Origin of the sequence: Pseudomonas sp. BIOMIG1BAC (assembly GCF_001705995.2) — a bacterium.
In the GTDB taxonomy this organism is placed as follows: Bacteria; Pseudomonadota; Gammaproteobacteria; order Pseudomonadales; family Pseudomonadaceae; genus Aquipseudomonas; species Aquipseudomonas sessilinigenes.
Window position 1 is genome coordinate 4,000,146 of record NZ_CP049045.1, and the last position, 23,968, is coordinate 4,024,113.

Below are 23,968 nucleotides of genomic sequence, written 5' to 3' on the forward strand. Positions count from 1 at the left end.
CCACGCCAGGCTCCAGCACAGGGCCAGGCAAAGGTACCCTGGCGCCCGTGCGCAGCCTGCTCCAGCGGCTCCACCGGGCATGGCCTGCCCCGGTGGCCGCTACCGAGCCCACGTGGTTGCGCCAGGTCAGCAGGACCTTCGGCGCACCACCGGGCAACCGGATCGATCAGGCGAACAGTGCCTGTTTCTTCTGCGGTTCCAGGGCAAAACGCCGGGCCAGGAATGGCGTGATGTCCAGCGGCAGGGCCTCGTCGTTGACCAGCTTGTCCAACAGCACCCCGGTGATGGCCGAGGTCAGGATGCCGGTACGGAAGTGCCCACAGGCATTGAGGTAACCCTCCACCCCTTCCATCGGCCCGAGGATCGGCAGTTCATCCGGCGAACCGGGGCGCAGCCCCGCCCAGCAACGCTTGAGGTTGACCTGGGCCAGCTCGGGGATGCAACGCACCGCGCCCTGCACCAGGCCGTTGATTTCCGGGTAGGTGGTGCTGACGTCGAAGCCCTTGTCCTCGGTGGTGCTGCCGATGAGGATTTCGCCGTTGTCCTTCTGCGCCATGTAGCAGTCACTGGTGGTCAGGCAACCATTGAGCAGCTTGGGCATGCGCTCGGTGAGCAGGATCTGGCCCTTCACCGGCTTCACCGGGATCTCCACGCCCGTGGCCTGCAGGCTCAGTTCGGCGGCCCAGGCACCGGCGGCGTTGATCAGGGTCGAGCAATGGAACAACCCGGCCTCGGCGGTCTGTACGCCGCTGACCCGGTTGCCCTGGTGCAGCACCCCGGTGACATTGGTATTGAAGTACACGTCCACGCCGTTCTGCCGGGCACCCTCGGTGTAGGCATCGGTGAGGCGGAATGGATTGACCTGGTGATCGCAGAGGAACTCCAGGGCACCCTGGGCCTCGTGGCTGATATTCGGCTCACTGGCGCGCAACGCCGCCTGGTCGAGCCAGCGCACCTGATCGGTCAGGTGCGGGATGCAGCCGACGATATGCTCGGCGTACAGGCGGTCTTCATCGTCATAGATGACGAACTTGAGCCCGGTCTGCTCGAACTTGAAGTCCATGTCGTGCAGGCCCATCAGTTCCCGGTGCAGGCGCGGATAAAGCTCGTTGGACTGCAAGGCGAAATCGAAGAACGACTGCGGCAGGATATGCGGCGTGCTGGAGTCCACCACCACGGCCGAGCCCTGGGCCTCGCGCTTGCGGTTGGCCGACATCATGCGAAAGAAAATCACCCCGCATCCCAGGCCCACCGACTCGCCGATGGCCCACAGGCCGCCGGCCGAGGCGCGGCTGGCATTGCCCGGGCGCTTGGAATCGATCAACGCCACCTTCAGGCCCTTGCGCTTGGACAGCTGGTAGGCGCAGGACGCCCCGATCACACCGCCACCGGCGATAACCACGTCATAGTGCTTAGTCATGCTTGGAGACCTCCTGTTCGGCCGGCGCAAAGGCAGAGAATGGAATCGGGTCCAGCGGGAAGCGCGGGCGAATCCAACCCACGTCCTTGCGGCCCGTGGCCTGGCGCAGGCGGTCGCTGCAATAGCCCACGCACATCCGCCCCTGGCAATCGCCCATGCTCACCCGGGTGCGCATCTTCAGGCTGGCCATGTCCTCGACGCCCTGGGCCAGGGCCCGTTCGATATCGTTGCGGGTGGTGTGCTCGCAACGGCAGATCACCGTATCGCCCTTGGGCAGCTCTACCTGCCCGACACCGCGAGCGGTGTAGCGATCCACCGCACCGCGAAAACGCAGGATCGAGGCCAGCTTGCGCTCATAGCCCTGGCGCCGTTGCAGGGCCTCTTCGTTACTCAGCACGTCGCGCTGCATGAGGATCGACAAGGCCGCGATACGCCCGCTGAGCATCGCCGCCTCGCCACCGCGGATGCCGCTCATGTCGCCAGCCAGGTGGATGTGCGGCTCGCTGCTCTGCTGCCAGACGTTGGCGTCGGCCCGCAGGTAGCCGTCGTCGCTGAAACTGTGCTCCAGGCCCATCTGCTGGCTGAGCTGGGTCCTGGGAATGAAGCCATAGCCGACGGCCAGGGTCTGGGCGGCTATGCGCTGGGCCTTGGACATGTCCGGTTGCCAGTCGCTGGAATACGGCGCCACGGTCACGACCCCCAGGGCACCCTGGCCCTGGGCCTCCACCACGCCCCAGCCATAACGCAGGGGGATGCCGTGGAGCTTGAGGTAGGCCAGCATGCTCAGGCCGTCGAGGAACAGTTGCGGCTTGTTGAGCATGGCCAGGCTCTGCTTGGCGATCTTGCCCAGGGCGCTGGCCTCGTAGACCCCGGCCACGCGCACCCCGGAAGCGTGCAACTGGCACGCCACCAGCGGCAGCAAGGGGCCGGTCCCGGCGATCACCACCGGGCTCTGCGGCTTGACCACGCCACTCTTGATCTGTAGCTGCAAGCCGCCCAGCAGCTTGACCCCGGGCAAGGTCCAGCCGGGGAACGGCACGCTGCGCTCGTGACAACCGGCGGCCAGCACCAGTTGCCCATAGGGCACCTCCTGCACCTGCTCCTCGGCATCCAGCAACATCAGGCTGTGGCTGCCCTCGGCGCCGATCACCCGGCTGTTGAGGCGCACGTCGATCATCTGTTCATGGTCGCCAAAGGCGCCATGCAGCTTGGCCAGCACTTCGCAATAACGAGGCCCCAGGTAATCGAGTTGCACGCCATCGCGCAGCGGTCCGCGATACACCACCCCGCCCAGGCGCGAGGCCTCTTCGACCAGGGTGCTGTGCACCCCGTGCTCGGCCAGTTCGATGGCCGCCGCCATACCCGCCGGCCCACCGCCGACGATCACCGGATTCAGGCTCATGAGTTGGGCTCCGTTTCACTGATGCGGTTGGCCAGCGTCTGCACCTGCATGCCCGGCTTGACCAGGGTCTGGCAAGCCCGGCGCTTGTGCCGGCCATCGATTTGAACCAGGCAGCAATGGCATACGCCCATGCCGCAGTAGGCGCCCACCAGTTGCCCATGGTCGTTGCGCGCCACCTGACGCAGGCCGGTGGCCTGGATCACGCTGAGGACGGTTTCGCCCAGGGCTGCGGTGACCGGCTGGCCATTGAGGCTGATGGTCATGTCCGCATGCTGCAGCGGCTGGATATCGAAGTTGCGGTCTATCTGACGCATTGCGGTTCATCCGTGAAGAGGTGAAAAGCGATTGCCGGCATCCTGCCGTCCGGGTCCCGACGGTCCGGAAATGGAGACGCGGCAACACCGCGGTTCCGAAAGCTCTGTCAGAACCGAGCGTGGGCCAAGCTAGTCGGTTTGTCGGACACGAGTATTGACCTGGGCCAAGCAAACGGTTGCGTGGCGCCGCAACAGTGCCGCGCCTGTCTCTGCATCTCGGGTCAGCGGGCAACAAAAAACCGCTGCCGGCGGGGCCGGCAGCGGTTCGAAGCGACATCAATGATGCCTGAGCATCAGTGCATGAACAGGGCGATCAGAATGATCACCGGGATAGGTACGCCAAGGAACCACAAGAGTAATGAGCGCATGGGGGATATCTCCTGATCAATGGGTGGCAACGGGCACTGCGGTACGTGGCTGGAGGTCGGTCTCGACCCAGACCACCGCGTCCCGGCGACGGCCGCCGTACAGCGCGGCCAGGCTGGCGAAGAAAGCGCCGCACAGCAGTGCGATGAACATCCACAGCGAGGACCACGCAGCGACCTTGGCAGCGGTATCGGCAGCCTCCTTGGCCGCTTGCTTGGCCTGCTCCACGGCCTGGTGAGCCTTGGCGAACACTTCATCGACCCGCCGCTCGGCCTCAGCCTGGCCGAGGTTGGTACGCTGGGCCACCAGTTGCGCCAGGTAGGCCCGATCCTCGGGCGCCAACTGACCATCGTTGCCCAGGGTCCGCACGAAGATGCGCGACACGGTGCCCCGAGCCGCATCGTCACTCACTACCACCGGGCGGTCGTCGCGAAACAGACTGTCGACGAAGTAGCCATAATCCTCTCGGGAACCCTGGCTGGCCGCCTGACCGGCCACCTGGGTCGCCGCTCCTGCAACGCCGCCGGCCAACTGCGCACCAGCCTGCAGGCCACCGCCAACCAGGCTGCCAACGGCGCCTACCAGCAACGTCGCGGTGACCAGGGTCGCCACGGCCCAGGCCAGGAAACCATGGGCCGTATCACGGAAATACACCTCGTCACCGTGCAGGTTGGCCCACTTCACTCGCAGACGTCCTGCCAGGTATCCGCCCAGGGCCGCAGCGACGATCTGCGTCAGCGCCAGCCAGACAATGCTGGAAATACCCAGGCCCTTGGCCCCCAGGCCGCTACCGGCCCAGGGCGACACCGAGGAGAACCCCAGGCCCAGGCCCAGCAGCAAGAGAATCAGCGACAGCGCCGCAGCCGCCGCGGCGCCGGCGAAGATCGCCGACCATGACACCCCCGAGCCATGGCTGGAGACATCGGTGGTAGCAAGCAGGTGTTCAGAAGGTCTGTTCATTGTTGTTCTGCTCCTGGCAGATGAAGGTGACGAAGCAAGTCTCGATCAGAGGATTGCAGTCGTCATGCCAGTTGCACGAAACCAATGAATGCTTTGTTTTTCAGCAGGTTGTAGCGCGATCAAAACGCCAGGGGCCGGGCAGATTGCCCACTGGATCGGTTGTCCGGCGGGCGTTCTGCACGGTCAGGCTCAGGACTTGGCGCGGGCGTAGTAGTACAGGTCGCGCCCCTTGAGCCAGGCAAAGCGGCCCAGCAAGGCGATGATCCAGTAACCCAGCAGGAACTGGCCGATGCTGGTTCCAGGCCAGGGCCCCAGGATCATCAGCAGGATGCACATCGGCAGGCAGGCCCAGGCGCCAAAGCGCAGGCCGAAGAGCATCAAGAGGCCCGGGATCACGGCGGTCAGCGGCGTCAGCAGGAGGATCTTGACGCCCGTGGTCACCAACAGGCTCCAGGCATAATGCGGCACGGCGCCCACTAGGGCGATGGCCGCGGGTAATGCCAGCAGGATCTGGCTCAGGCTGTTGAGTACCAGGCTCACCAGCAGCAGCCGGCCCAGGCGTTTGAAACGGGAGGTCTTGTTCATCGTCGATAGTCTGGAGTGGAAGAATCCGGCGCCGGCTTGGCTAGCGCCGCTTGTAGCTTTTATTGCCACTGGGCGTCAGGCAGTAGACCCCGCCCCTGGGCCCGGTGCAAAAGCTGCCAGAGCCGCAACTGCAACCCTCGGCGTCGCGCAGCAACGGTTGCGCCCGGGGGCTGGGCGCAGGTTCGCCGAACATCAGCGCGCAGTTTTTCTTCGAGGCGCTGATGGAGCCGTCGCGGCACAGGAACAACTCACCATCGCAGCGGGCGATGCCACCCTTGCGCCCGGAACAGGGCTGGTTACCCGCCAGCGCAACGCTGCTGCCCAGCAAAAGGAGCAGGCCCAGGCACAGCAATGAAGCGGGTTTGCTGCCCATTTGGATCACCCTGCCCATGCTCGTGCCTCCTGGCAAAAAAGTGGCCAGATGATATCAGCGTTCTGGCCCAGTGACGCTGGATTTCACTGGCCATGATGGGGTGAGTGCGATAGATGAAAGTTTTTTTAGAATCCAGGCCGCGGTTTCTTGGCAGAATGCCCTCCTGTGCCATGAACCCCTGCAACAGGTGCTCCGCCCATGACCCGCATTCTGACCATTGAAGACGACGCCGTAACGGCCCGGGAAATCGTCGCTGAACTGAGCAGCCACGGCCTGGACGTGGACTGGGTGGACAACGGCCGCGAAGGCCTGGTGCGCGCCGTCAGCGGCGACTACGACCTGATCACCCTGGACCGCATGCTGCCTGAGTTGGACGGCCTGGCCATCGTCACCACCCTGCGCACCATCGGCGTGTCGACGCCGATCCTGATGATCAGCGCCCTGTCCGATGTCGACGAGCGCGTGCGCGGCCTGCGCGCCGGCGGCGACGACTACCTGACCAAGCCCTTCGCCTCCGACGAGATGGCGGCCCGGGTCGAGGTGCTGCTGCGGCGCAAGAACACGGTCAAGGATTTCGACACCAGCCTGCGGGTGGCGGACCTGGAGCTGAACCTGATCAGCCGCGAGGCGACCCGCGCCGAGCAACTGCTGAGCCTGCTGCCCACCGAATACAAGCTGCTGGAATTCCTGATGCGCAACACCGGGCAGATCCTCTCGCGGATGATGATCTTCGAGGAGGTCTGGGGTTATCACTTCGACCCCGGGACCAACCTGATCGACGTGCACATCGGCCGCCTGCGCAAGAAGATCGACCCACCCGGCATGGCCCCGCTGATCCGCACCGTGCGAGGCTCGGGTTATGTCATCGCTGAACCCCTCTAAGGGCTGGCGCTCTTCCAGCAGCCGCCTGCTGGCGCTCTACAGTTCGCTGTTCGTGGCCTGGAGCTGCATCCTCATGGGGGTGCTGTACTACGAGGTCTCCAACTACCTGGACAGCCTGGCCAAGCACTCACTGATGCAGCGCCAGCACCTGTTCGCCCGCTTCGAGGGCGAGCAGCTGGTGGAAGCCCTGGCCACCAGCATGACCTTCGACATGCGCGCCATCGACGCCTACGGCCTGTTCGACGCCCAGCGCCGGCCACTGAGCGGGCCGATCCGCGAGATCCCCGAGGACCTGCCCCTGGACGGCAAGATCCACGAGCTGAAAAACTGCATCGACTCCGACGACCCGAGCCTGCCCCGGGACAGTTGCGATGCGGTGGCCACCCTGACCCGCGACGGCCGCTGGCTGGTGCTGGTGCGCGACAACGGCTCGCTGTTCGCGGTGACCCGGATCATCCTCCATGCCCTGCTCTGGGGGATTTCCCTGACCATCATTCCCGGCGCGGCCGGCTGGCACCTGCTGCGGCGCCGGCCGTTGCGGCGCATCCGGCAGATCCAGGCCAGTGCCGACGCCATCGTCGCCGGCGACCTGACCCGGCGCCTGCCGCTGTCCAATCGGCGCGACGAGCTGGACATGCTGGCGGCCATCGTCAACGCCATGCTCGAGCGCATCGAGCGGCTGATGCATGAGGTCAAGGGCGTGTGCGACAACATCGCCCACGATCTGCGCACCCCATTGACCCGCCTGCGGGCCCAGCTCTATCGCCTGCAACAGCAGGCCGAGGAAGGCTCGCCCCAGGCGTTGCAGATGGACCAGTTGCTGGCGGAAGCCGACACCCTGATGGCGCGTTTTCGCGGGTTGCTGCGGATCTCGGAACTGGAAGACCGTCGGCGCCGTTCGGGTTTTCTCGAACTCGACCCCTTGCCGCTGCTGCAAGAGCTGCATGATTTCTACCTGCCCCTGGCCGAGGAAGGCCGCCTGAGCCTGGTGCTGGAGGTGCCGCCGAGCCTGCCGCGCATGGTCGGCGACCGGGCGCTGCTGTTCGAGGCCCTGGCCAACCTGTTGAGCAACTCGATCAAGTTCACCCCACCGGGTGGCGAGGTGATCCTGCGTGGCCTGGATGACGGCGGCAGCCCGCGCCTGGAAGTGCTCGACTCCGGCCCCGGGATTCCCCCGGCGGAGCGCGCCGCGGTGTTCCGGCGTTTCTACCGGGTCGACGAAAACAACGCCCAGGGCGGCTTTGGCCTGGGCCTGTCGATCGTCGCGGCGATCGTCGACCTGCACGGCTTCAAGCTCGACGTCGGCACCAGCGAACGCGGCGGCGCCCGCCTGAGCCTGGACTGCCACCCCAACCTGATCACCGAATAGCCGCTATGCGCCCATGCGCAGCCTGCGGCAGCGGCTACACGCAGCGGTCTGCGCCAATCAGGCCCGGGGCAATTGCCAGCCGTAGTGCACCGAGAGCATGCGCAGGGCGAAACACGCGCTGCCGGCCAACCAGGCGCAGGCCATGGGCGCCAGCCCCAGGCGTCGGGCGAGGATCAGGGTGGCCGCGCCGATGAAGGCCGAGCTGGCGTACAAATCCACCTGCAAGACCAGGGGAATGCGCGCCAGCACGATGTCGCGGATCACCCCGCCACCGACCCCGGTCACGGTGCCCATCAGGGTCGCCACGAACGACGAGATGCCGACGTTCAAGGCCTTCTGCGTGCCGGCCACGGCAAACAGCCCCAGCCCCGCCGCATCCAGCAGGATCAGCAACGGCTCGGAAATCCCCAGCACCCCTTCATGGAACACGAAGGCCAGCCCACCCATCACCAGGGCCAGGGCCGGATAGCGCCAGTCGGCCACCGCCTTGGGCGGGCTGGCGCCGATCAACAGGTCACGGGTGACGCCACCGCCAAGGGCGACGATGAAGGCAATCACCATCACCCCCAGTAGATCGAGCTGGGCGCGCATGGCGCTGATCGCGCCTTCCACGGCGAACACCGCGGTACCGGCCAGATCCGCCACCAGGACGATATTGTCCAAACGACCGGGCACACCCTGAACCCGGGCGTTCACGGTTCACCACGATCGGAGTAGGGAAAGGTTGCGGGCATGGGGCCGACTCGCAAGGCCGGCCGCGAGCGCGGCCAGCGACCCTTTGCTTATAGTCCAGCGCCGGCGGCGCCGCCATCGAGAAGGCTCAGGGCGTCAGGTCGATGCGCCCCAGGGAGTTGCTGTCCAGCTCATAGAGCAGTTCGTCGATCATCTTCACCACATCGGCCTCGCTGCGCAGGGCCTTGAGGCTGAGCCCGCTGGCCACCAGGTCGACCCGGCCGCTGTGGGGCTCGAACACCCGCAGGGTCAGGGTGCCGTCGCCCGCCGTGGTGAAGCTGCAAGCCAGTGGCGCCAGGCGCTGTTCGATACAGGCCCGTAGCTGCGCCTGGGTAATCACCCCGGGCACCTCAGCGACGCCGCAGCAACAGGCCGGCCAGCAGGCCGACACCCGCCAACAACGCCACGCTGGCCAGCGGGCGCTCCCGGGCCCAACGCAAGCCCCGGTCCAGCACCTCGCCGTAGTGCTCCTGCAACTGGCCCGCCGCTTCCCGGGCCATGCCCCGCGCTTGCATCGGCTCATCGTCCAGCAGTTCGCCCACCATCGCCTGGGCCTTGCCTGCCGCCTTGTCCACCTTGCCCTTGAGCTGCTCGCTAGCCATGTCGATTGTCCTTTCGCTGTGGTTGATCGGGCGCCAGGTTCCAACAACGGACCTGCGCACACTCACAGCCTAAGAACCCGTAACGCCCGGCAAAAGGCGCATATGCACTAGCCGCACTAGTGCATGCGCACCAGCTCAGCGCGGCCCGCCCGCCAGGACGCCAGCGAACAGCCCGCGCTCCCGGGCCCAGACGATGGCCTCGCCACGGCTGTGCACGCCAAGCTTGGAATACAGGGTCGCCACGTGGTTGCGCACGGTATTGAGGGCCAGTTGCAACTGGGCGGCGATCTCCTTGTCCGCCAGGCCCTGGTAGAGCAACCCCAGGACTTCACGCTCGCGGGCGGTCAGGTCGGCCGAGGACGTGCCCGGGGCGCCGGGGCCACGGCTGTTGCGGACATTGGCGAGTTTTTCGATCAAGGTCTGGCTGAACCAGGAAGCGTCGCGCATCACCTCCTCGATGGCCCCCACCAGCTCCAGTTCGGAACGCTTGCGATCGCTGATGTCCATCAGCACCAGCAGGTAGCTGGGCTGGTCCTGAATCACCACGGTATCGGCGTAGGCCACGCAGTCGATCAGCTCGGCGCCCTTCTTGCGCACCTTGAGGTCCTGGCCCATGACGTGGCCGCTCTTCTCCAGCTGGCTGAACAACTGCCGGGCCGCCGCCTGCTCGGCGATGAAACCGATGCTGTCGAGGGTCTTGCCCAGCAGTTCCTCGCTGCTGTAGCCGCAGGTGTTGAGGAAAGCTTCGTTGACGTCGACGATCTGCTGCTCGGCGCTGCACACCAGGGTCGGCACCGGGGTCAGGCGGAACGAGCGGGCGAAGCGCTCCTCGCTCTGGCGCAGGGCGACCTCGGCCTTGCGCCGCGGCTCCAGGTCCATGAAGGAAAACAGCATGCAGTCTTCATCGTTGATATCCAGGGGCTGGCCAGCGACGATCACCAGCTTGCTGCCGCCCTCGGGCAGGCGCAGCTCGGCCTGCATCTGCGGAATGGTCGCGCCCTGCCCCAGGCGCTCGATGGCCAGGTCCTTGTGCTCGGCGTCCTCCAGCACATCCAGCTCATACACCGAACGGCCGATCACCTGATCCCGGGCGTAGCCGGTCATTTCCAGGAAGCCCTGGTTGACCTTGATGTAGCGCAGGTCGCTGAGGCGGCAGATCACCGCCGGCGCCGGGTTGGCGCTGAAGGTCTTCTCGAAGCGCTGCTCGGCGCTGGCCCAGTCGGTGGCATCGCTGAGAATCAGCACCAGCGATTCCGGGGCGCCGCCGCGGTCGCTGAGGATCATGCTGCGCACCCGGTGCACCCAGTGCCTGGCTTCACCCTCGATCTCGGCCTGGACCTCCACCACCACATCGCTGAAGGTCTCGCCGGCGGCCACCCGGCTGATGGGGTAGCTGTCCAGCGCCAGGGGATGGTTGTTGCGATAGCGCAAGGCATAACGCTTGGCGTATTCCCGGGCGTTGGCGCCCAGCTGGCTGACTTCGCTGACCCCGTGCATGGCCAAGGCCGCCTCATTGGCCCAGAGCAGGCTCCTGGCCTTGTCGGTCTCGATCAGGATCACCCCGTCGGACAGTCCCGAGATGATCTGCTGCAATTGGCGGCGATTGGTTTCGGTGGCAAGTACGGCCTGGCTCATGGCATCTCCTGAAGGCCACGGCAATGGCCGGGCAAGGGACAAGGGCAACTGCCATTACGACCACGGGCCGGCGCCATCGTGCCCCGGCATTGCGCCCTGGCACTCTGGCCCTATCACTCTGGCCCAGGCACACAGGCTCGGAGTAAGCTGCCCGACCCCGGACCTGGCAAGGAGCGCAGCATGATCACCATCCGTGAAGCCGAACACCGCGATCTGGAAGCGTTGCAGACCATAGGCCGCGCCACCTACCGCGAGCATTTCGCCTCGATCTGGAGCGCCGAGGGCATGCAGCGTTTTCTCGACCAGGACTTCGCGCCCCAGGCGCTGGAGCAATCCCTGGCCGCCCGGCACCAGCATCTGTGGCTGCTGGCCCTCAACGCGCAGCAGGTGCCCATCGGGTTCGCCAAGCTCAACTGGAACCGACCCATGCCCGGCAGCGGCAAGGTCGGGGCCGAGTTGCAGAAGATCTACCTGCTCAAGTCCCAGGCCGGCCAGGGCCATGGCCGGGTGCTGCTGGACCACGTGCTGCAAAGGGCCAGCCAGGGCGGCGCGCGCTGCCTGTGGCTGGACGTGCTCAAGAACAACGCCGGCGCTCGGCGCTTCTATGAAAGCGCCGGCCTGCGCCAGGTCGGCGAAGTACCTTTCAGCACCGACCTGGAACAGATCGGCATGTGGGTCATGGCCCGCGACCTGCCCGCCCCCACCCTGTAGCCGCTGCTGCGCCTACGAAGCTGCGCCAAGGCCCGCCGGGCCTTCCAGCCAGCGCCCCAACCGCCCTCTGGCAGCCGCTAAGCGCCCGTGCGCAGCCTGCGGCAGCGGCTACACGAGGCGATATCTAGCGGTTTACAGGCCCAGGGCCTTGAGCCGGCGGTACAGGGTGCGTTCGCTCAGGCCCAGGGCCTTGGCCAGTTCGGCGCGCGAGCCGTCGAACACTTCCAGGGCGTGGGCCAGTTGCTCCAGGTCCTTGCCGCCGCGACGCCGGGCCACCGGGGCCGCAGGTTGGGAACTGCGCAGCTCCGGCGGCAGGTCCTGCAGGCGGATCACCCCGTCGTCGCTGAACAACCGCGCCCGCTCCAGGATATTGCGCAACTCGCGGATATTGCCCGGGAAGGCGTACAGCCGCAGTTGCTCCAGGGCCGGCGGATCGAGCCGCAGCATCGCCCCCGGGTCGAGCCGGCGCAGCAGGCTGTCGATCAGCAGCGGCAGGTCGTCGCTGCGCTCGCGCAGGGCCGGCAAGCGGATCGGGAAGGCGCTGATGCGGTAGTACAAGTCCTGGCGGAAGGTGCCGGCCGCGACCATTTCCTTGAGCGGCTTGTGGGTCGCAGCCACCAGGCGAAAGTCCGAATGCACGGTGCGCAGGCTGCCCACCGGACGAAAGCTGCCGGACTCGATCAACCGCAACAGCTTGACCTGCATCGCCAGCGGCACCTCGCCGATTTCATCGAGGAACAGCGTGCCGCCATGGGCCGCTTCGGCCAGGCCGATCTTGCGTTGCAGGGCCCCGGTGAAGGCGCCCTTCTCGTAACCGAACAGCTCGCTTTCCAGCAGGCTCTCGGTCAGGCCGGTGCAGTCCACCACCACCAGCGGTCCGCCGACCCTTGGGCTGCCGTCATGCAGGGCGCGGGCGAACAACTCCTTGCCGGTACCCGATTCGCCTTGCAGCAGCACCGGGATCGGCGCCGGCGCTGCCCGTTGCAGGGCGCCAAGGGCTTCATTGAATGCCGGCGAGCGCCCCACCAGGCCATGTTGCTGCGGCTGCACCGAGGCCACCGCCACCGAACTCAGGCGCTCGACATAGGCCACCACCGCCCCGCTGGCATCGATGATCGGCCGCAGCTCCACATCCACGTGCTCCGGCCCGCGCGGGGTGTGGTGGATGTGCAGCATGCGTTCCGGCACCCGGCTGTCGTGGGCCTTGCGCATCGGGCAGTGCTCGCCGGCCTGGTCGCACGGCACCGCGAACTGGTGGGACACCCGGTAGCACTTGGCGCCCACATGGGGCTTGCCGGCCACGCCGAACTGGCGCTGGTAGGCCGCGTTGGCGGCAATGATGTTGTAGTCGGTGTCCAGCACTATGCTCGGTTGAGGATCGTGCTCCAGGTAGGACACCAGGGCAGACATCCGCAAATTGGCAAGGTCGGTGGCGATCAGGGACATGACAGGCTCCAGGGCAATGGCGAAAGCTTAAAGCAAGGCGCCCGCTACTGCCATTTTCTGCCACTCACCGCCAACTAACTGCCACTTCCGGGTGACAGTCACCCCGCCCAAAGCCCCGTACCAGGGCCTTGGCAAGCTTGCACACCCAGTAATGGGTGCCGGCCGGCGCTATGCCGGGTTGGCACGTTTATTGACAGTCCAAGGCAGGAGCGGCAGCGCAGACTGCCCTCGCCCTTCATTGCCGGAGTGCCCCATGATCATCAGCGACACGCTGCGTGTAGAAGCCTTTTTCGACAGCCACACCTGGACCATCAGCTACCTGGTGATGGACCTCGCCACGCGCCGCTGCGCCCTGATCGACAGCGTGCTGGACTACGACCCCAAGTCCGGCCGCACCCGCACCGAGTCCGCCGACCGCCTGGTGGCCCGAGTCCGGGAGCTTGAGGCGCAGGTCGACTGGATCCTGGAAACCCACGTCCACGCCGACCACCTCTCGGCCGCCGCCTACCTCAAGGAGCAGCTCGGGGCCCAGGTGGCCATCGGCGACCAGATCACCCGGGTGCAGAAAGTCTTCGGCGCGCTGTTCAACGAAGCCCCGGTGTTCGCCCGTGACGGCAGCCAGTTCGACGTGCTGCTGGCCGACGGCAGCGAGTTCGCCATCGGCCAGCTCACCGCCCGGGCCATGCACACCCCGGGGCACACCCCGGCGTGCATGACCTACCTGGTGCAGGTGGGCGAAGAGCAGGTGGCCTTCGTCGGCGACACCCTGTTCATGCCCGACTACGGCACCGCCCGCTGCGACTTCCCCGGTGCCGACGCGCGAACCCTGTACCGCTCCATCGGCAAGATCCTGGCCCTGCCACCGCAAACGCGGTTGTTCATGTGCCACGACTACCTGCCCAACGGCCGCGAGCTGCAATACATGACCACCGTGGCCGAACAGCGGGCCAACAACATCCACATCCACCAGGGCGTTGACGAGGACAGCTTCGTGAAGATGCGCGAAGCCCGTGACGCGACCCTGGACATGCCGGTGCTGATCCTGCCCTCGGTGCAGGTCAACATGCGCAGCGGGCACTTCCCCGAGCCCGAGGACAACGGCGTGAGCTACCTGAAGATCCCCCTGAACACCCTATAACGATTACTCCATACGGAGACCTTGCCATGCGTCCCATCCACCCTGCCCCGCGTGCCGTCGACGGCAGCCACCAGGTGCTGATCGTCGGCGGCGGTGCCGCCGGTATCGCCGTCGCCGCCAGCCTGCTGTCCCGCGATCCCCACCTGGACGTGGCGATCATCGACCCCGCCGACACCCACTACTACCAACCCGGCTGGACCCTGGTGGGCGCCGGGGTGTTCAGCGCCGAATCCACCCGCCGCGACATGGCCTCGCTGATGCCCAAGGGGGTCAAGTGGCTGCGCCAGGCGGTCAGCCGCTTCGAGCCCGAGCACAATGCCCTGGTGCTGGCCGACGAGCGTGTGCTGGCCTATGACCAGCTGATCGTCTGCCCCGGCCTCAAGCTCGACTGGGCAGCCATCGACGGCCTGCCACAGGCCCTGGGCAAGCACGGCGTGACCTCCAACTACCGCTACGACCTGGCGCCCTACACCTGGGAGCTGGTGCAGCAACTGCAACAAGGCCAGGCGCTGTTCAGCCAGCCGCCGATGCCGATCAAGTGCGCCGGCGCGCCGCAAAAGGCCATGTACCTGTCCTGCGACCACTGGTTGCGCCAGGGCCGCCTGGGCGCGATCAAGCCGCGCTTCATGAACGCCGGCGGCGTGCTGTTCGGCGTCGCCGACTACGTACCGGCGTTGATGGAATACGTGAAGAAGTACGCCATCGACCTGGACTTCGGCCACAACCTGGTGGCGGTGGACGGCCCGGCCCAGCGCGCGACCTTCGTCCGCACCCTGGCCGATGGCACCCAGGAAACTCTGGAACGGCCGTTCGACATGCTCCACGTGGTGCCGCCACAGTGCGCCCCGGACTTCATTCGCCAGAGCCCCTTGGCCGACGCCGCCGGCTGGGTCGACGTCGACCCCCACAGCCTGCGCCACAAGCGCTTCGCCAATATCCACGGCCTGGGCGACGCCACCAACACCAGCAATGCCAAGACCGCCGCGGCCGCACGCAAGCAAGCGCCGGTGGTGGCCAACAACGTGCTGGTGGCCCTCAAGCGCCTGACCCGGCTGGCCCATTACGACGGCTACGGCTCCTGCCCGCTGACCGTGGAACGGGGCAAGATCGTCCTCGCCGAATTCACCTACGGCGGCAAGCTGGCCCCCAGCTTTCCCGCCTGGCTGCTGGACGGGCGCCAGCCGACCCGGCGCGCCTGGTGGCTGAAGGAGATGATCCTGCCGCCGCTGTACTGGCGCGGCATGCTCAAGGGCCACGAATGGCTGGCGCACCCGACCCTGGCCACGGACACCTCCCAAGCATGAATGAACACAGTCTGCTGGGTGCGGGCCTGGGGGCGATCATCGGCGCGATCCTGGCCCTGACCGGGGCCGGCGGCGGCATCCTCGCGGTGCCGCTGCTGGTGTTCGGCCTCGGCCTGAGCATGGTCGAGGCCGCCCCCATCGGCCTGCTGGCGGTGGGCCTGGCCGCCAGCGTCGGGGCCATCCTCGGCTTGCGCCAGGGCATCGTGCGTTATCGCGCCGCGGGGTTCGTCGCCGGCATCGGCATCCTCATGGCGCCACTGGGGCTGTGGCTGGCCCACCGCCTGCCGAACCTGCCATTGGCCCTGCTGTTCGCCCTGGTGCTGCTGTACGCCTGCGGGCGCATTCTGCGCAAGGCCAGCCTGGAGCTGAAACAGGGCCGGCCGGCGCCGCGCCCGGCGTTCCAGCCCTGCGTGCTCAACCCGGCCCAGGGCCGACTGCGCTGGACCCTGCCCTGCGCCCGGGCGCTGACCTTCACCGGCCTGCTCTCCGGCCTGCTGTCGGGGCTGCTGGGGGTCGGTGGCGGTTTCGTGATCATCCCGGCGTTGAGCCGCTACACCAACCTGGACAGCAAGAGCATCGTCGCCACCTCCCTGGCGGTGATCGCCCTGGTGTCCCTGGGCAGCGTGGTTACCGCCAGCCTCAGCGGCGTGATGCACTGGGCGGTGGGCGCGCCCTTCGCCCTCGGCGCGGTGTTGGGCCTGGTGCTCGGCCGCCAGGTCGCCAGCCACCTGGCCGGGCCACGGCTGCAGCAACTGTTCGCCGTCACTGGCATCTGCGCCGCCCTGCTCCTGGCCGGCGGCGCCCTGGGCCTGTTGCCCCACTGAAGCATCCCGGCCCGCCACGGGTGATGGCCTGTGGCGGGCTTGCCCTCTTCCTGACGTGAGGAACCCTTGCATGTCCATCGACCTGCTGCACTTCAGCCCCTGGTCGGCCCTGGCCGGCGGCGTGTTGATCGGCCTTTCGGCCGGCTGGCTGATCGCCGCCAACGGCCGTATCGCCGGGATCAGCGGCCTGCTGGCCAGCGTGCTGCAACCGGCCGGCGAAGGCTGGGCGGAAAAGGCCCTGTTCATCCTCGGCCTGCTGCTGGCGCCGCTGCTGTGGGGGCTGTTCGCGGCCCTGCCGCCCGTGGAATTCCACAGCGACACCCTCGGCCTGATCGGCGCCGGCCTGCTGGTGGGCCTCGGCACCCGTTATGGCAGCGGCTGCACCAGCGGCCATGGGGTCTGCGGGATCTCCCGGCTGGCGCCACGCTCGATCATCGCCACCCTGTGCTTCATGGCCACCGGCTTCGCCACGGTGTGGGTCATCCGTCACCTGCTGGGGCTACTGCCATGAGGCGCCTCAGCGCCTTCGCTGCGGGCCTGGTGTTCGGCCTCGGCCTGCTGCTGGCCGGCATGGCCAACCCGGCCAAGGTCCTGGGTTTTCTCGACCTCGCCGGCCAGTGGGACCCGTCCCTGGCCCTGGTGATGCTCGGCGCCATCGCCAGCGCCTGGTGGCCTATGCGCTGGGCCCGGCAACGCTCGCACTCCCTGCTGGGCGCACCGATGCAACTGCCAGGCAAACGCCCCCTCGACCGCCGCCTGATCGGCGGCAGCCTGGTGTTCGGCATCGGCTGGGGCATCGCCGGCATCTGCCCCGGCCCGGCGCTGGTACTGCTGCCCAGCGGGCATTGGCAGGCCTGGCTGTTCGTGCTGGCGATGCTCTTGGGGATGCAACTGTTCAGTTACCTGGAAGGCTGGCGCCAGGCCTGAGGGCAACCCAAGCGGCGCCCATGGCCGCCAGCAGTTCCCAGGGAAGTTCTCTCCGTTGCCAGCGCACAAACGCAGCAGCCACCATGACCTGGCGCCCGTTACCCGCAAGGAGCCCGCCATGTCCACCCTCCCCGCCCTGGAACAAAGCTTCCACCGCTGCCTCTGGCGCAAGATCAGCCGCTACGCCCTGCATGTCGGCCGCAGCCTGATCACCAAGGCCCTGTGGCTGTACTACGCCGCCCAACGCCCGCAAACCCCAACCTGGGCCAAGGGCACCATCTACGGAGCCCTGGGCTACTTCGTCCTGCCCCTGGACCTCATCCCCGACCTGCTGCCTGGCGCCGGCTACGCCGACGACCTCGGTGTGCTGAGCCTGTCGATCGCGGCGGTGGCCGCGCATATCAATCAGGAGGTCAAGCAGCAAGCGGCTGGGCGGCTGGTGGAGTGGTTTGGGGAGTTGGGGGATTGAGCTGGCGCTGCGGGGTGGAGCGCACCGCACCTGCGCCAAGGCGGGCCAGCATCGAATGCATGGCAAGCTCAGCAACTCAGCCCGCCCCTACCGCAAATCAGGATCCGTCCTACAGCGGCGCCGTTGTTCCTGGTGCGCGGCATCCCTATAGTTTTTGGCGTCGCCGGCCTGGCCGGTGATGGGGTTTCGCAGCCTCAGAGATACGATTAATCTATGCCGCCCATAAAACACCGGTCGCCCACGGCATCCCGTGTTTGTTCTATGGCAGCTGTGTGCGGGAGATCTTCGGATCTGCCGAGTTCTCGTATCTTCGGTCTGCGAACCCGCGCACAGCTGCCACCCAATTCGATTCGCAGCGAATGGCAGCAATGTTTTCCGATACGAGGAGCAATGCCATGACGACTCAAGACAAGCCCCAACGCTTTATTCCCCTGACCCCGATCGCCAGCGATGGGCCAGTGCTGTTTGTCGACAGCCACGCCCCGCTAGAGGATCTACATGCATGCGCCAGCGAGCGGTTGCTCACTACGCTGGATTATCTGAATTTGATGGCCTGCGCTGGGCTGCGCGACTCCAGCGACAAGGACATTGGCACCGTGACCAACACCGCCCGACTGTTGCTGCAGGATGTGCGGGATGTGTTGGCGGTGATTGAGACGCGGGCTTTTAGTCGTTGATCTAAGCGCGCAAGAGAGCCGGCCATCGGCCGGCTTGTCTACTCGTACTCTTGCTAGTCAAGACAATGCCCTCTACGTCGAACACAAAAAGTACACGTGAGCTAAACCGCAGCCCTACCTAGCGATCAGTTCTAAAAACCCTTCCTCAAAAAACGAAATCTCCTACAATCAATCCTCCCATTTCTGACACAGCTCCTAGTCGCACCAGCTGTAGTCAACCAAGAGGCGAGATTGTGAGCACCGCTGTTGACTCCCCCACCCCATTACTCGACATCACCCGCTTAGCAACCGCACTACAGCGCTTCGCCGACGACCGCGACTGGCAGCAGTTCCATTCTCCCAAGAACCTGCTCCTGGCCCTCACCGGTGAAACCGGAGAGCTCTGCGAAATCTTCCAATGGATGAGCGAAGCCGACGCCTTGAATGCGGCCAAGCGCCCAGAAACGGCTCAAGCAGTGAAGGATGAATTGGCTGACGTACTGATGTACCTGGTGCGCCTAAGCACCGTGCTGGGTGTCGACCTCAATGAAGCGGTGACCAGCAAACTCGCATTGAACGGCCGGAAGTACCCCGTCGACAAAGCCAAAAGCACCAGCAAGAAGTACGACCAACTCTGACCCTCAGGGCTCTAAGGACCATTCGTGATCGTTTACGCCGCGACTAAACAGCAATTCCTCGACGTCTGCGATAACGACGATATCGAAGAGGTCATCCTCAAGCACTTCAAAGAGGCCACGGGCAAGAAAGTGGCGGCTTCGGAAATCAGATCTTGGCAAGGTTCGCTGACTTACATGGCCAAGGTTCTACGCGATAAGGACCTGCCGGATGACGCCGGCGTGGCCATTGAACTGCATATCCCGCAGTCCATGAAACGCATCGACTTCTTGCTGACTGGCCACGATCAACATCAGACCAAAAATGCAGTTCTGGTCGAACTGAAGCAGTGGAGCAAAGCCAGCGCCACCAGTAAGGATGCGATCGTGAAAACGGCGCTAGGTGGCAGTCATGTGGAAACCATCCACCCGTCCTATCAGGTGTGGTCGTACGCCACTTTGCTAGAGGGTTTCAATGAAGCCGTCTATGACAAAGGTATCCAAGTCCGCCCCTGTGCCTATCTGCATAACTATGTCAGCGATGGCGTTATCGACTCGGCTCACTACGACGCCTATACCAGCAAAGCACCGTTATTCCTTAAGGGCCCTGACGAACTGACGAAGCTGAGAAGTTTCCTCAAGCAACACATCTATTACGGCGACAACAAAGAAGTGCTCTACGAGCTTTCCACTGGTAAGACTCGTCCATCCAAGGCGTTGGCTGAAGCGCTGAGTGGTCTGATGGATGGCAAGCCCGAGTTCGTTCTGATCGATGATCAGAAGGCCGTCTTCGAGTCAGTACTCGCTGCGGTCACAGAAGCCTCTGCCGACGCTCCAAAGGTCGTGATCATTGAGGGCGGTCCAGGGACTGGAAAAACGGTCGTAGCCATCAACCTGTTGGTAAGGCTCACCGCCTTACAGTTGATGAGCAGATACGTCTCAAAAAACGCCGCTCCACGTGCCGTGTACGAAAAGAAATTGGTCGGCACCGTCAAGCCCACTAAGTTTTCCAGCCTATTTTCCGGTTCCGGCGCTTACACGGAAATCAAGCCTGATTTTTATGACGCTTTGATCGTTGATGAGGCCCATAGGCTCAATGAAAAAAGTGGTTTTTATGGCAACGAGGGTGATAACCAGATCAAGGAGTTGATCGGTTCTGCTAAATGCTCAGTGTTCTTTATCGATGAAGATCAGCGCGTGACCTTAAAGGACATTGGCAGCAAACAAGCCATACGGGCTTTTGCCGAGGCAAGAGGAGCGACAGTTGAGGAGTACACCCTGTCTTCCCAATTCCGTTGCAGTGGCTCCGATGGCTACTTGGCGTGGCTGGATGACGTATTGGGTATTCGCGAGACCGCCAACCCATTGCTCGATACCAGCGAGTACGAGTTCAAGGTGTTTGATTCTCCGCAAACGATGCACGCAGCTATCGAGGAGAAGAACCACGGCAACAAGGCGCGTGTTGTCGCTGGCTATTGCTGGCCATGGAGTAGCAAGAAAGACTCCAAGGCCATGGATATTGAGATCGGTGATAGTTACGCGCGCCAATGGAACTTGGACCAGGACGGCAGCTTGTGGATCATCGCGGACAACTCCGTAGAACAAGTTGGCTGTATCCACACCTGCCAAGGGTTGGAGGTGGATTACATCGGAGTGATCATCGGGCCCGACCTGGTCGTGCGTAATGGCCAGGTAGTGACTTCGCCTCATGAGCGGGACAAGTACGACAAGTCGATCCGAGGCTGGAAAAAACTGATGAAAGAACAACCTACTTTGGCGCAAAAGGAGACGGATTTGATCATCAAAAACACCTATCGAACCCTGATGACCCGTGGGATGAAAGGTTGCTACCTGTACTGTACCGATCCAGAGACTGCGCAATATTTTGCGAGCCGGCTAGCTGAACAAAGTAACAACTGATAGATCCACCTCACCCCGAGCACACTACTACGAAAGGGGCTGTGCTCGGGAAGCGTCTTTCGAGCTTCCCTCCTTCCAGCGAATCTCATTCGCATACGACATGATTCCCAAACGCTATCAGGCGAGAATATCCTTATTGAATATTGCGTTTCTTCCTACAAAGAAACGAGAAGCCTATGGGTAGCCCGATGCCCTCCTCCCCCACAAGCAACCAATCTAACCCCGCTTGGAGTCGCGACGAACTTGTCCTGGCCCTGGACCTTTACCTGCGTTATCGCGATGGGTTGCCCGGTAAAAACCATCCGGAAGTCCAAGCTTTGTCGCAGAGCCTCAATCTGATTGGAAACGCCACTGGCATGACTAAGAACCAGAGCTTTCGCAACGCCAATGGTGTTTACATGAAACTCAACAATTTCCGCCGCTGGGATCCGAGCTACACAGATTCCGGCCGGACTGGCCTTGCGAAAGGCAACAAGGACGAAGAGCTAGTATGGCTGGAATTCGCTAATAACCCCAAGCGACTTGCCGAAGTAGTGGCCGCCATCAACGCCAACGTCGACTCCAACACCACGACACCTATAAATTTGAATGAAGAGGAAGAGCCAGGCTTCTTCGAGGCAGAGGAAGGCAAGGTACTCACCCGGGTACACCGGGTACGGGAAAGGGACAAAAAGCTCGTCAAACACAAAAAGGACGAAGCCCTCAAGCAACACGGTGAACTCAAGTGCGAAGCCTGCGGCTTCAACTTCAGCAAAACCTACGGCTCGGATATCGAGGGCATTATTGATATTCACCACACTAAGCCACTGCACACACTCCAACCTGGCGATAAAACCAAGCTCGCTGACTTGGCGTTGCTGTGTGCCAATTGTCATCGTGTGGTGCATTCGCGACGTAAGTGGCTGAGTGTGGCGGAGGTAAAGGCGCGGTATCAAACCAATCGGGAGTGAACGACTTTTTTCATCGCCCGTTTGCCGGTGATTTATGGAGTGCTTGCAACCTCGGCAACCGCACCACTTTCAAAATATGGATAAGCATCGAGCCACCCAACCTCACAGGTTGGGTTATCTAATTGTTGGCCAGCAACGTCGCTCCTTGGGCGGCGGATTACTTGGTCGGTTACTTGATCGCTTACTTGGTCGCTTTGGCTGAGACCAGTCGACATTCCACAGTCGTCATGACGCATAAGAGCGCCGCAAGCAATCAAGCGTCGACCGGCTGCTCCTACAGTAGGATTGGTGGCCTTGGTTTATTGGCCCGCAGCCCCAGGGCTGCGCAATGTGAGCCTCACACCAACACCCCACTCCCCACCCCCACCAACTTATCCGGATTGCGCATGATAAAGACGCGGTTCACCCGCCCTCCTTCGTCATACCCAAAACTCACCACCGCCACCACTTCCTCCCCCTCCCCCCGCAACACCACCCCACGCCCCCCATTGATCTCCACCTCCTGCCACTGATACTCCCGCCAGTACCGGCTCAACGACTCCCCCACAAACGCCAACACCGCTTCCAGCCCATACAGCGTCTCGCGAATGGCGCTGGCCTTGCCGCCACCATCGGCGCACAGCTCAACGTCTTCGGACAACAACGCCGCCAATCCCTGGGTCGACCCACTGGCGATGGCAGCATGAAAGGCACTCAGCAGTTCCTGCTGACGGGACGGTTCCGGTTGGTGGCGTACCTGGGCATTACCCAGGCTGACCTTGGCGCGGGATACCAGTTTGCGGCAGGTGGCTTCTTGAACATCGAGTGCAGCAGCTACTTGCGAGTAGTCCAGGTCGAAGATGTCATACAGCAGATAGGCAGCGCGCTCCTTGGGCGTCAAGCGCTCGAGCAATAGCAGGAACGCGGTGGACAGCGACGAGGCCAGTTCATGGCTCTGTTCGGGGGATTCGTGGTGCAGGGTGTGGATCGGTTCCGGCAGCCAGGTGCCGATGTAGTCGACCCGGGCGCGGCGGGCGGAGCGCAGCAGGTCGATGCAGTGGCGGGTGCAGGCGGTGGTCAGCCAGGCGGCGGGGTTGGCGATGGAGGCCTGGTCGGCCTCCAGCCATTTGATGAACAGGTCTTGCACCACGTCTTCAGCTTCGGCGCGGGAGCCGAGGAGGCGGTAGGCCAGGCCCAGCAGGAAGCTGCGACGGCTTGCGAACACCGTCGCGTCATCGATTCGATCCATCCTCAGTGCCTCGACACCTGCATGCGATTCCACAGGTTGATCATGCCGATATCGGCCGTCAAGGCGGCGATCTGCGCGTCGCTGAAATGTTCGCGCAGGGCCGCGCGCAGCGGGCCGAAGTCGGTGCCTTCGTGCAGCACGGTGAGGGCTTCGGTCCAGGCCAGGGCGGCGCGTTCGGCGGCGCTGAAGTCGCTGACGTGGCGCCAGACCACCAGGCGGTCCAGGCGCTCGTTGCTTTCGCCGTCTTCCCGGGCTTCACGGGTGTGCATCTTCACGCAGAAGCCGCACTGGTTGATCTGCGAGGCGCGCAGCACCACCAGGTGATGCAGCTTGCGATCCAGGCCATGGGCGTCGATCAGGCCGTGGATCTGGCCCAGGCTGTCGAAGATCTCGGGGATGGTTTGCAGCAGGTTGACGGCTTGGGTGGGGTGGCTGGATGGCATGGGGTGGCTCCGTTACTTGAGGGATACACCGACATGACGGGCCAGCCTTAGAGTTTGTGACGGGGTGGTGGAAAATTAAATTACCCCCTCCCTCCAACCCGATAAACCGGCCCCTCCACAGCAGGCATCGTCAGGACATCGGGGTGAGTGTGTCGCACCCGTGGCGCGACTTTTAGCGCTCAACGTCAGGGTTTCAAGCATCAGGGGTTCAAACAATAGTGTCAGCAGTGCCGACACTTTCAGGCCCCTGTCACGCCCAGCCCCACCCTACCCCGGCATACACCTGAACCCACTCGCACTGGCCACTTGCTTGCCCTGCCCGTCATACAGCCGCGCCCGCACTTCGGTGCCCAGGGTCGATTCCACCAGCTTGTAATGCTCGCCGGCCTTGAAGCCGCTGTAGCTGATATGCCCGTTGCAGTCTTGCTGGTTGGAGTCGCCGGTGCTGTCTTCGAACAGGGTCACGTCCAGGCGGTGGGCGCCGGGGCGGACCTGGAAGTAGCGGCCGTCGTCGACGTTTTTGCCGTCCACGCGTTCGGCCATCAGATCGCTGGGGGCCTCTTCTTCAAGGCTGATCCAGGCGTCGTTGGGGTCGGCCTTGGGCATCGGGCCGGCGCAGGCGGAAAGCGCCAGCACCAGGCTCAGGGCGGGAATCAGCAGCAGCGGTTTGGCATTCATGGTAGGCACCTCGGCAGTGA

General features: G+C 64.3%; 27 protein-coding genes. 13 read left to right on the plus strand and 14 right to left on the minus strand.

Annotation, left to right across the window (positions count from 1 at the left end; translation table 11 throughout):
- Positions 1 to 166: 166 nt before the first annotated feature.
- The 6 genes from hcnC to ATY02_RS18545 form a co-directional block, all read right to left on the minus strand.
- Positions 167 to 1,420, minus strand: coding sequence for a cyanide-forming glycine dehydrogenase subunit HcnC (hcnC, locus tag ATY02_RS18520; protein WP_068578299.1), 1,254 nt, complete (start codon positions 1,418 to 1,420; stop codon positions 167 to 169).
- Positions 1,413 to 2,822: a cyanide-forming glycine dehydrogenase subunit HcnB gene (hcnB, locus tag ATY02_RS18525; protein ID WP_068578301.1), complete on the minus strand. Its 1,410-nt coding sequence runs from the start codon at positions 2,820 to 2,822 to the stop codon at positions 1,413 to 1,415. The genes hcnC and hcnB overlap by 8 nt, the downstream gene beginning before the upstream one ends.
- The gene (gene hcnA / locus ATY02_RS18530; protein WP_068578303.1) at positions 2,819 to 3,136 is read right to left on the minus strand and encodes a cyanide-forming glycine dehydrogenase subunit HcnA; all 318 of its coding nucleotides are present in this window, start codon (positions 3,134 to 3,136) and stop codon (positions 2,819 to 2,821) included. The genes hcnB and hcnA overlap by 4 nt, the downstream gene beginning before the upstream one ends.
- Before the next feature lie 384 nt (positions 3,137 to 3,520).
- Positions 3,521 to 4,462: a hypothetical protein gene (locus tag ATY02_RS18535; protein WP_068578305.1), complete on the minus strand. Its 942-nt coding sequence runs from the start codon at positions 4,460 to 4,462 to the stop codon at positions 3,521 to 3,523.
- A gap of 189 nt (positions 4,463 to 4,651) precedes the next feature.
- Positions 4,652 to 5,047 carry a hypothetical protein gene (locus tag ATY02_RS18540; RefSeq protein WP_068578307.1) on the minus strand — a complete coding sequence of 132 codons (396 nt, stop codon included), beginning with the start codon at positions 5,045 to 5,047 and terminating at the stop codon, positions 4,652 to 4,654.
- Positions 5,048 to 5,087: 40 nt separating this feature from the next.
- The gene (locus ATY02_RS18545) at positions 5,088 to 5,438 is read right to left on the minus strand and encodes a hypothetical protein (RefSeq protein ID WP_068578310.1); all 351 of its coding nucleotides are present in this window, start codon (positions 5,436 to 5,438) and stop codon (positions 5,088 to 5,090) included.
- A gap of 180 nt (positions 5,439 to 5,618) precedes the next feature.
- Here ATY02_RS18545 and ATY02_RS18550 point away from each other — a divergent pair, with 180 nt between their 5' ends.
- A complete protein-coding gene (locus ATY02_RS18550) occupies positions 5,619 to 6,302 on the plus strand; it encodes a response regulator transcription factor (protein ID WP_053128966.1) in 684 nt (227 codons plus the stop codon).
- The gene (locus ATY02_RS18555; protein ID WP_068578312.1) at positions 6,280 to 7,671 is read left to right on the plus strand and encodes a sensor histidine kinase; all 1,392 of its coding nucleotides are present in this window, start codon (positions 6,280 to 6,282) and stop codon (positions 7,669 to 7,671) included. Before ATY02_RS18550 ends, ATY02_RS18555 begins: the two co-directional genes overlap by 23 nt.
- A 57-nt stretch (positions 7,672 to 7,728) precedes the next feature.
- Here ATY02_RS18555 and ATY02_RS18560 read toward each other — a convergent pair whose 3' ends face one another.
- From ATY02_RS18560 to ATY02_RS18575, 4 genes are all read right to left on the minus strand, one after another.
- The gene (locus ATY02_RS18560; protein ID WP_083235646.1) at positions 7,729 to 8,367 is read right to left on the minus strand and encodes a trimeric intracellular cation channel family protein; all 639 of its coding nucleotides are present in this window, start codon (positions 8,365 to 8,367) and stop codon (positions 7,729 to 7,731) included.
- A 124-nt stretch (positions 8,368 to 8,491) separates the two neighbouring features.
- On the minus strand, positions 8,492 to 8,743 hold the full coding sequence (locus ATY02_RS18565) for a DUF1652 domain-containing protein (protein WP_068578314.1): 252 nt from the start codon (positions 8,741 to 8,743) through the stop codon (positions 8,492 to 8,494).
- Between the two features lie 10 nt (positions 8,744 to 8,753).
- Complete coding sequence (locus tag ATY02_RS18570) at positions 8,754 to 9,005, minus strand: CsbD family protein (RefSeq protein WP_022643959.1); 252 nt, start codon at positions 9,003 to 9,005, stop codon at positions 8,754 to 8,756.
- 135 nt (positions 9,006 to 9,140) lie between these two features.
- Positions 9,141 to 10,640 carry a helix-turn-helix transcriptional regulator gene (locus ATY02_RS18575; RefSeq protein WP_068578316.1) on the minus strand — a complete coding sequence of 500 codons (1,500 nt, stop codon included), beginning with the start codon at positions 10,638 to 10,640 and terminating at the stop codon, positions 9,141 to 9,143.
- 180 nt (positions 10,641 to 10,820) lie between these two features.
- Between ATY02_RS18575 and ATY02_RS18580 the strand changes: the two genes are divergently transcribed.
- Positions 10,821 to 11,351: a GNAT family N-acetyltransferase gene (locus ATY02_RS18580; protein ID WP_068578318.1), complete on the plus strand. Its 531-nt coding sequence runs from the start codon at positions 10,821 to 10,823 to the stop codon at positions 11,349 to 11,351.
- A 132-nt stretch (positions 11,352 to 11,483) separates the two neighbouring features.
- Here the strand turns inward: ATY02_RS18580 and ATY02_RS18585 are convergent, their stop codons facing one another.
- Positions 11,484 to 12,797 (minus strand): sigma-54 interaction domain-containing protein, encoded by a 1,314-nt coding sequence (locus ATY02_RS18585; RefSeq protein ID WP_068578321.1) that lies wholly within the window; start codon positions 12,795 to 12,797, stop codon positions 11,484 to 11,486.
- 253 nt (positions 12,798 to 13,050) lie between these two features.
- Here ATY02_RS18585 and ATY02_RS18590 point away from each other — a divergent pair, with 253 nt between their 5' ends.
- The 10 genes from ATY02_RS18590 (at position 13,051) to ATY02_RS35845 (ending at position 21,599) form a co-directional block, all read left to right on the plus strand.
- Complete coding sequence (locus ATY02_RS18590; protein ID WP_068578323.1) at positions 13,051 to 13,935, plus strand: MBL fold metallo-hydrolase; 885 nt, start codon at positions 13,051 to 13,053, stop codon at positions 13,933 to 13,935.
- Between the two features lie 26 nt (positions 13,936 to 13,961).
- Entirely contained in the window at positions 13,962 to 15,239 is a 1,278-nt protein-coding gene (locus ATY02_RS18595; protein WP_068578325.1) for an NAD(P)/FAD-dependent oxidoreductase, read from the plus strand.
- On the plus strand, positions 15,236 to 16,063 hold the full coding sequence (locus ATY02_RS18600) for a sulfite exporter TauE/SafE family protein (RefSeq protein ID WP_068578327.1): 828 nt from the start codon (positions 15,236 to 15,238) through the stop codon (positions 16,061 to 16,063). Before ATY02_RS18595 ends, ATY02_RS18600 begins: the two co-directional genes overlap by 4 nt.
- Positions 16,064 to 16,133: 70 nt before the next feature.
- Positions 16,134 to 16,574 (plus strand): YeeE/YedE family protein, encoded by a 441-nt coding sequence (locus ATY02_RS18605; protein ID WP_068578329.1) that lies wholly within the window; start codon positions 16,134 to 16,136, stop codon positions 16,572 to 16,574.
- Positions 16,571 to 16,990, plus strand: coding sequence for a DUF6691 family protein (locus tag ATY02_RS18610; protein WP_068578331.1), 420 nt, complete (start codon positions 16,571 to 16,573; stop codon positions 16,988 to 16,990). Before ATY02_RS18605 ends, ATY02_RS18610 begins: the two co-directional genes overlap by 4 nt.
- Positions 16,991 to 17,108: 118 nt before the next feature.
- Positions 17,109 to 17,459, plus strand: coding sequence for a YkvA family protein (locus ATY02_RS18615; RefSeq protein WP_068578333.1), 351 nt, complete (start codon positions 17,109 to 17,111; stop codon positions 17,457 to 17,459).
- Positions 17,460 to 17,854: 395 nt separating this feature from the next.
- Positions 17,855 to 18,136 (plus strand): fructose-bisphosphate aldolase, encoded by a 282-nt coding sequence (locus ATY02_RS18620; RefSeq protein ID WP_068578334.1) that lies wholly within the window; start codon positions 17,855 to 17,857, stop codon positions 18,134 to 18,136.
- 233 nt (positions 18,137 to 18,369) lie between these two features.
- Entirely contained in the window at positions 18,370 to 18,753 is a 384-nt protein-coding gene (locus ATY02_RS18625; RefSeq protein WP_068578336.1) for a nucleotide pyrophosphohydrolase, read from the plus strand.
- Positions 18,754 to 18,777: 24 nt separating this feature from the next.
- Entirely contained in the window at positions 18,778 to 20,649 is a 1,872-nt protein-coding gene (locus ATY02_RS18630) for a DUF2075 domain-containing protein (protein ID WP_068595970.1), read from the plus strand.
- A 176-nt stretch (positions 20,650 to 20,825) separates the two neighbouring features.
- Entirely contained in the window at positions 20,826 to 21,599 is a 774-nt protein-coding gene (locus ATY02_RS35845; protein ID WP_228022199.1) for an HNH endonuclease, read from the plus strand.
- Positions 21,600 to 21,936: 337 nt separating this feature from the next.
- Here ATY02_RS35845 and sigJ read toward each other — a convergent pair whose 3' ends face one another.
- The 3 genes from sigJ to ATY02_RS18650 form a co-directional block, all read right to left on the minus strand.
- Complete coding sequence (gene sigJ / locus ATY02_RS18640) at positions 21,937 to 22,827, minus strand: RNA polymerase sigma factor SigJ (RefSeq protein WP_164823691.1); 891 nt, start codon at positions 22,825 to 22,827, stop codon at positions 21,937 to 21,939.
- Between the two features lie 2 nt (positions 22,828 to 22,829).
- A complete protein-coding gene (locus ATY02_RS18645; RefSeq protein ID WP_068586378.1) occupies positions 22,830 to 23,270 on the minus strand; it encodes a carboxymuconolactone decarboxylase family protein in 441 nt (146 codons plus the stop codon).
- 267 nt (positions 23,271 to 23,537) lie between these two features.
- Positions 23,538 to 23,948: a hypothetical protein gene (locus ATY02_RS18650; protein ID WP_068586381.1), complete on the minus strand. Its 411-nt coding sequence runs from the start codon at positions 23,946 to 23,948 to the stop codon at positions 23,538 to 23,540.
- Positions 23,949 to 23,968: the final 20 nt, after the last annotated feature.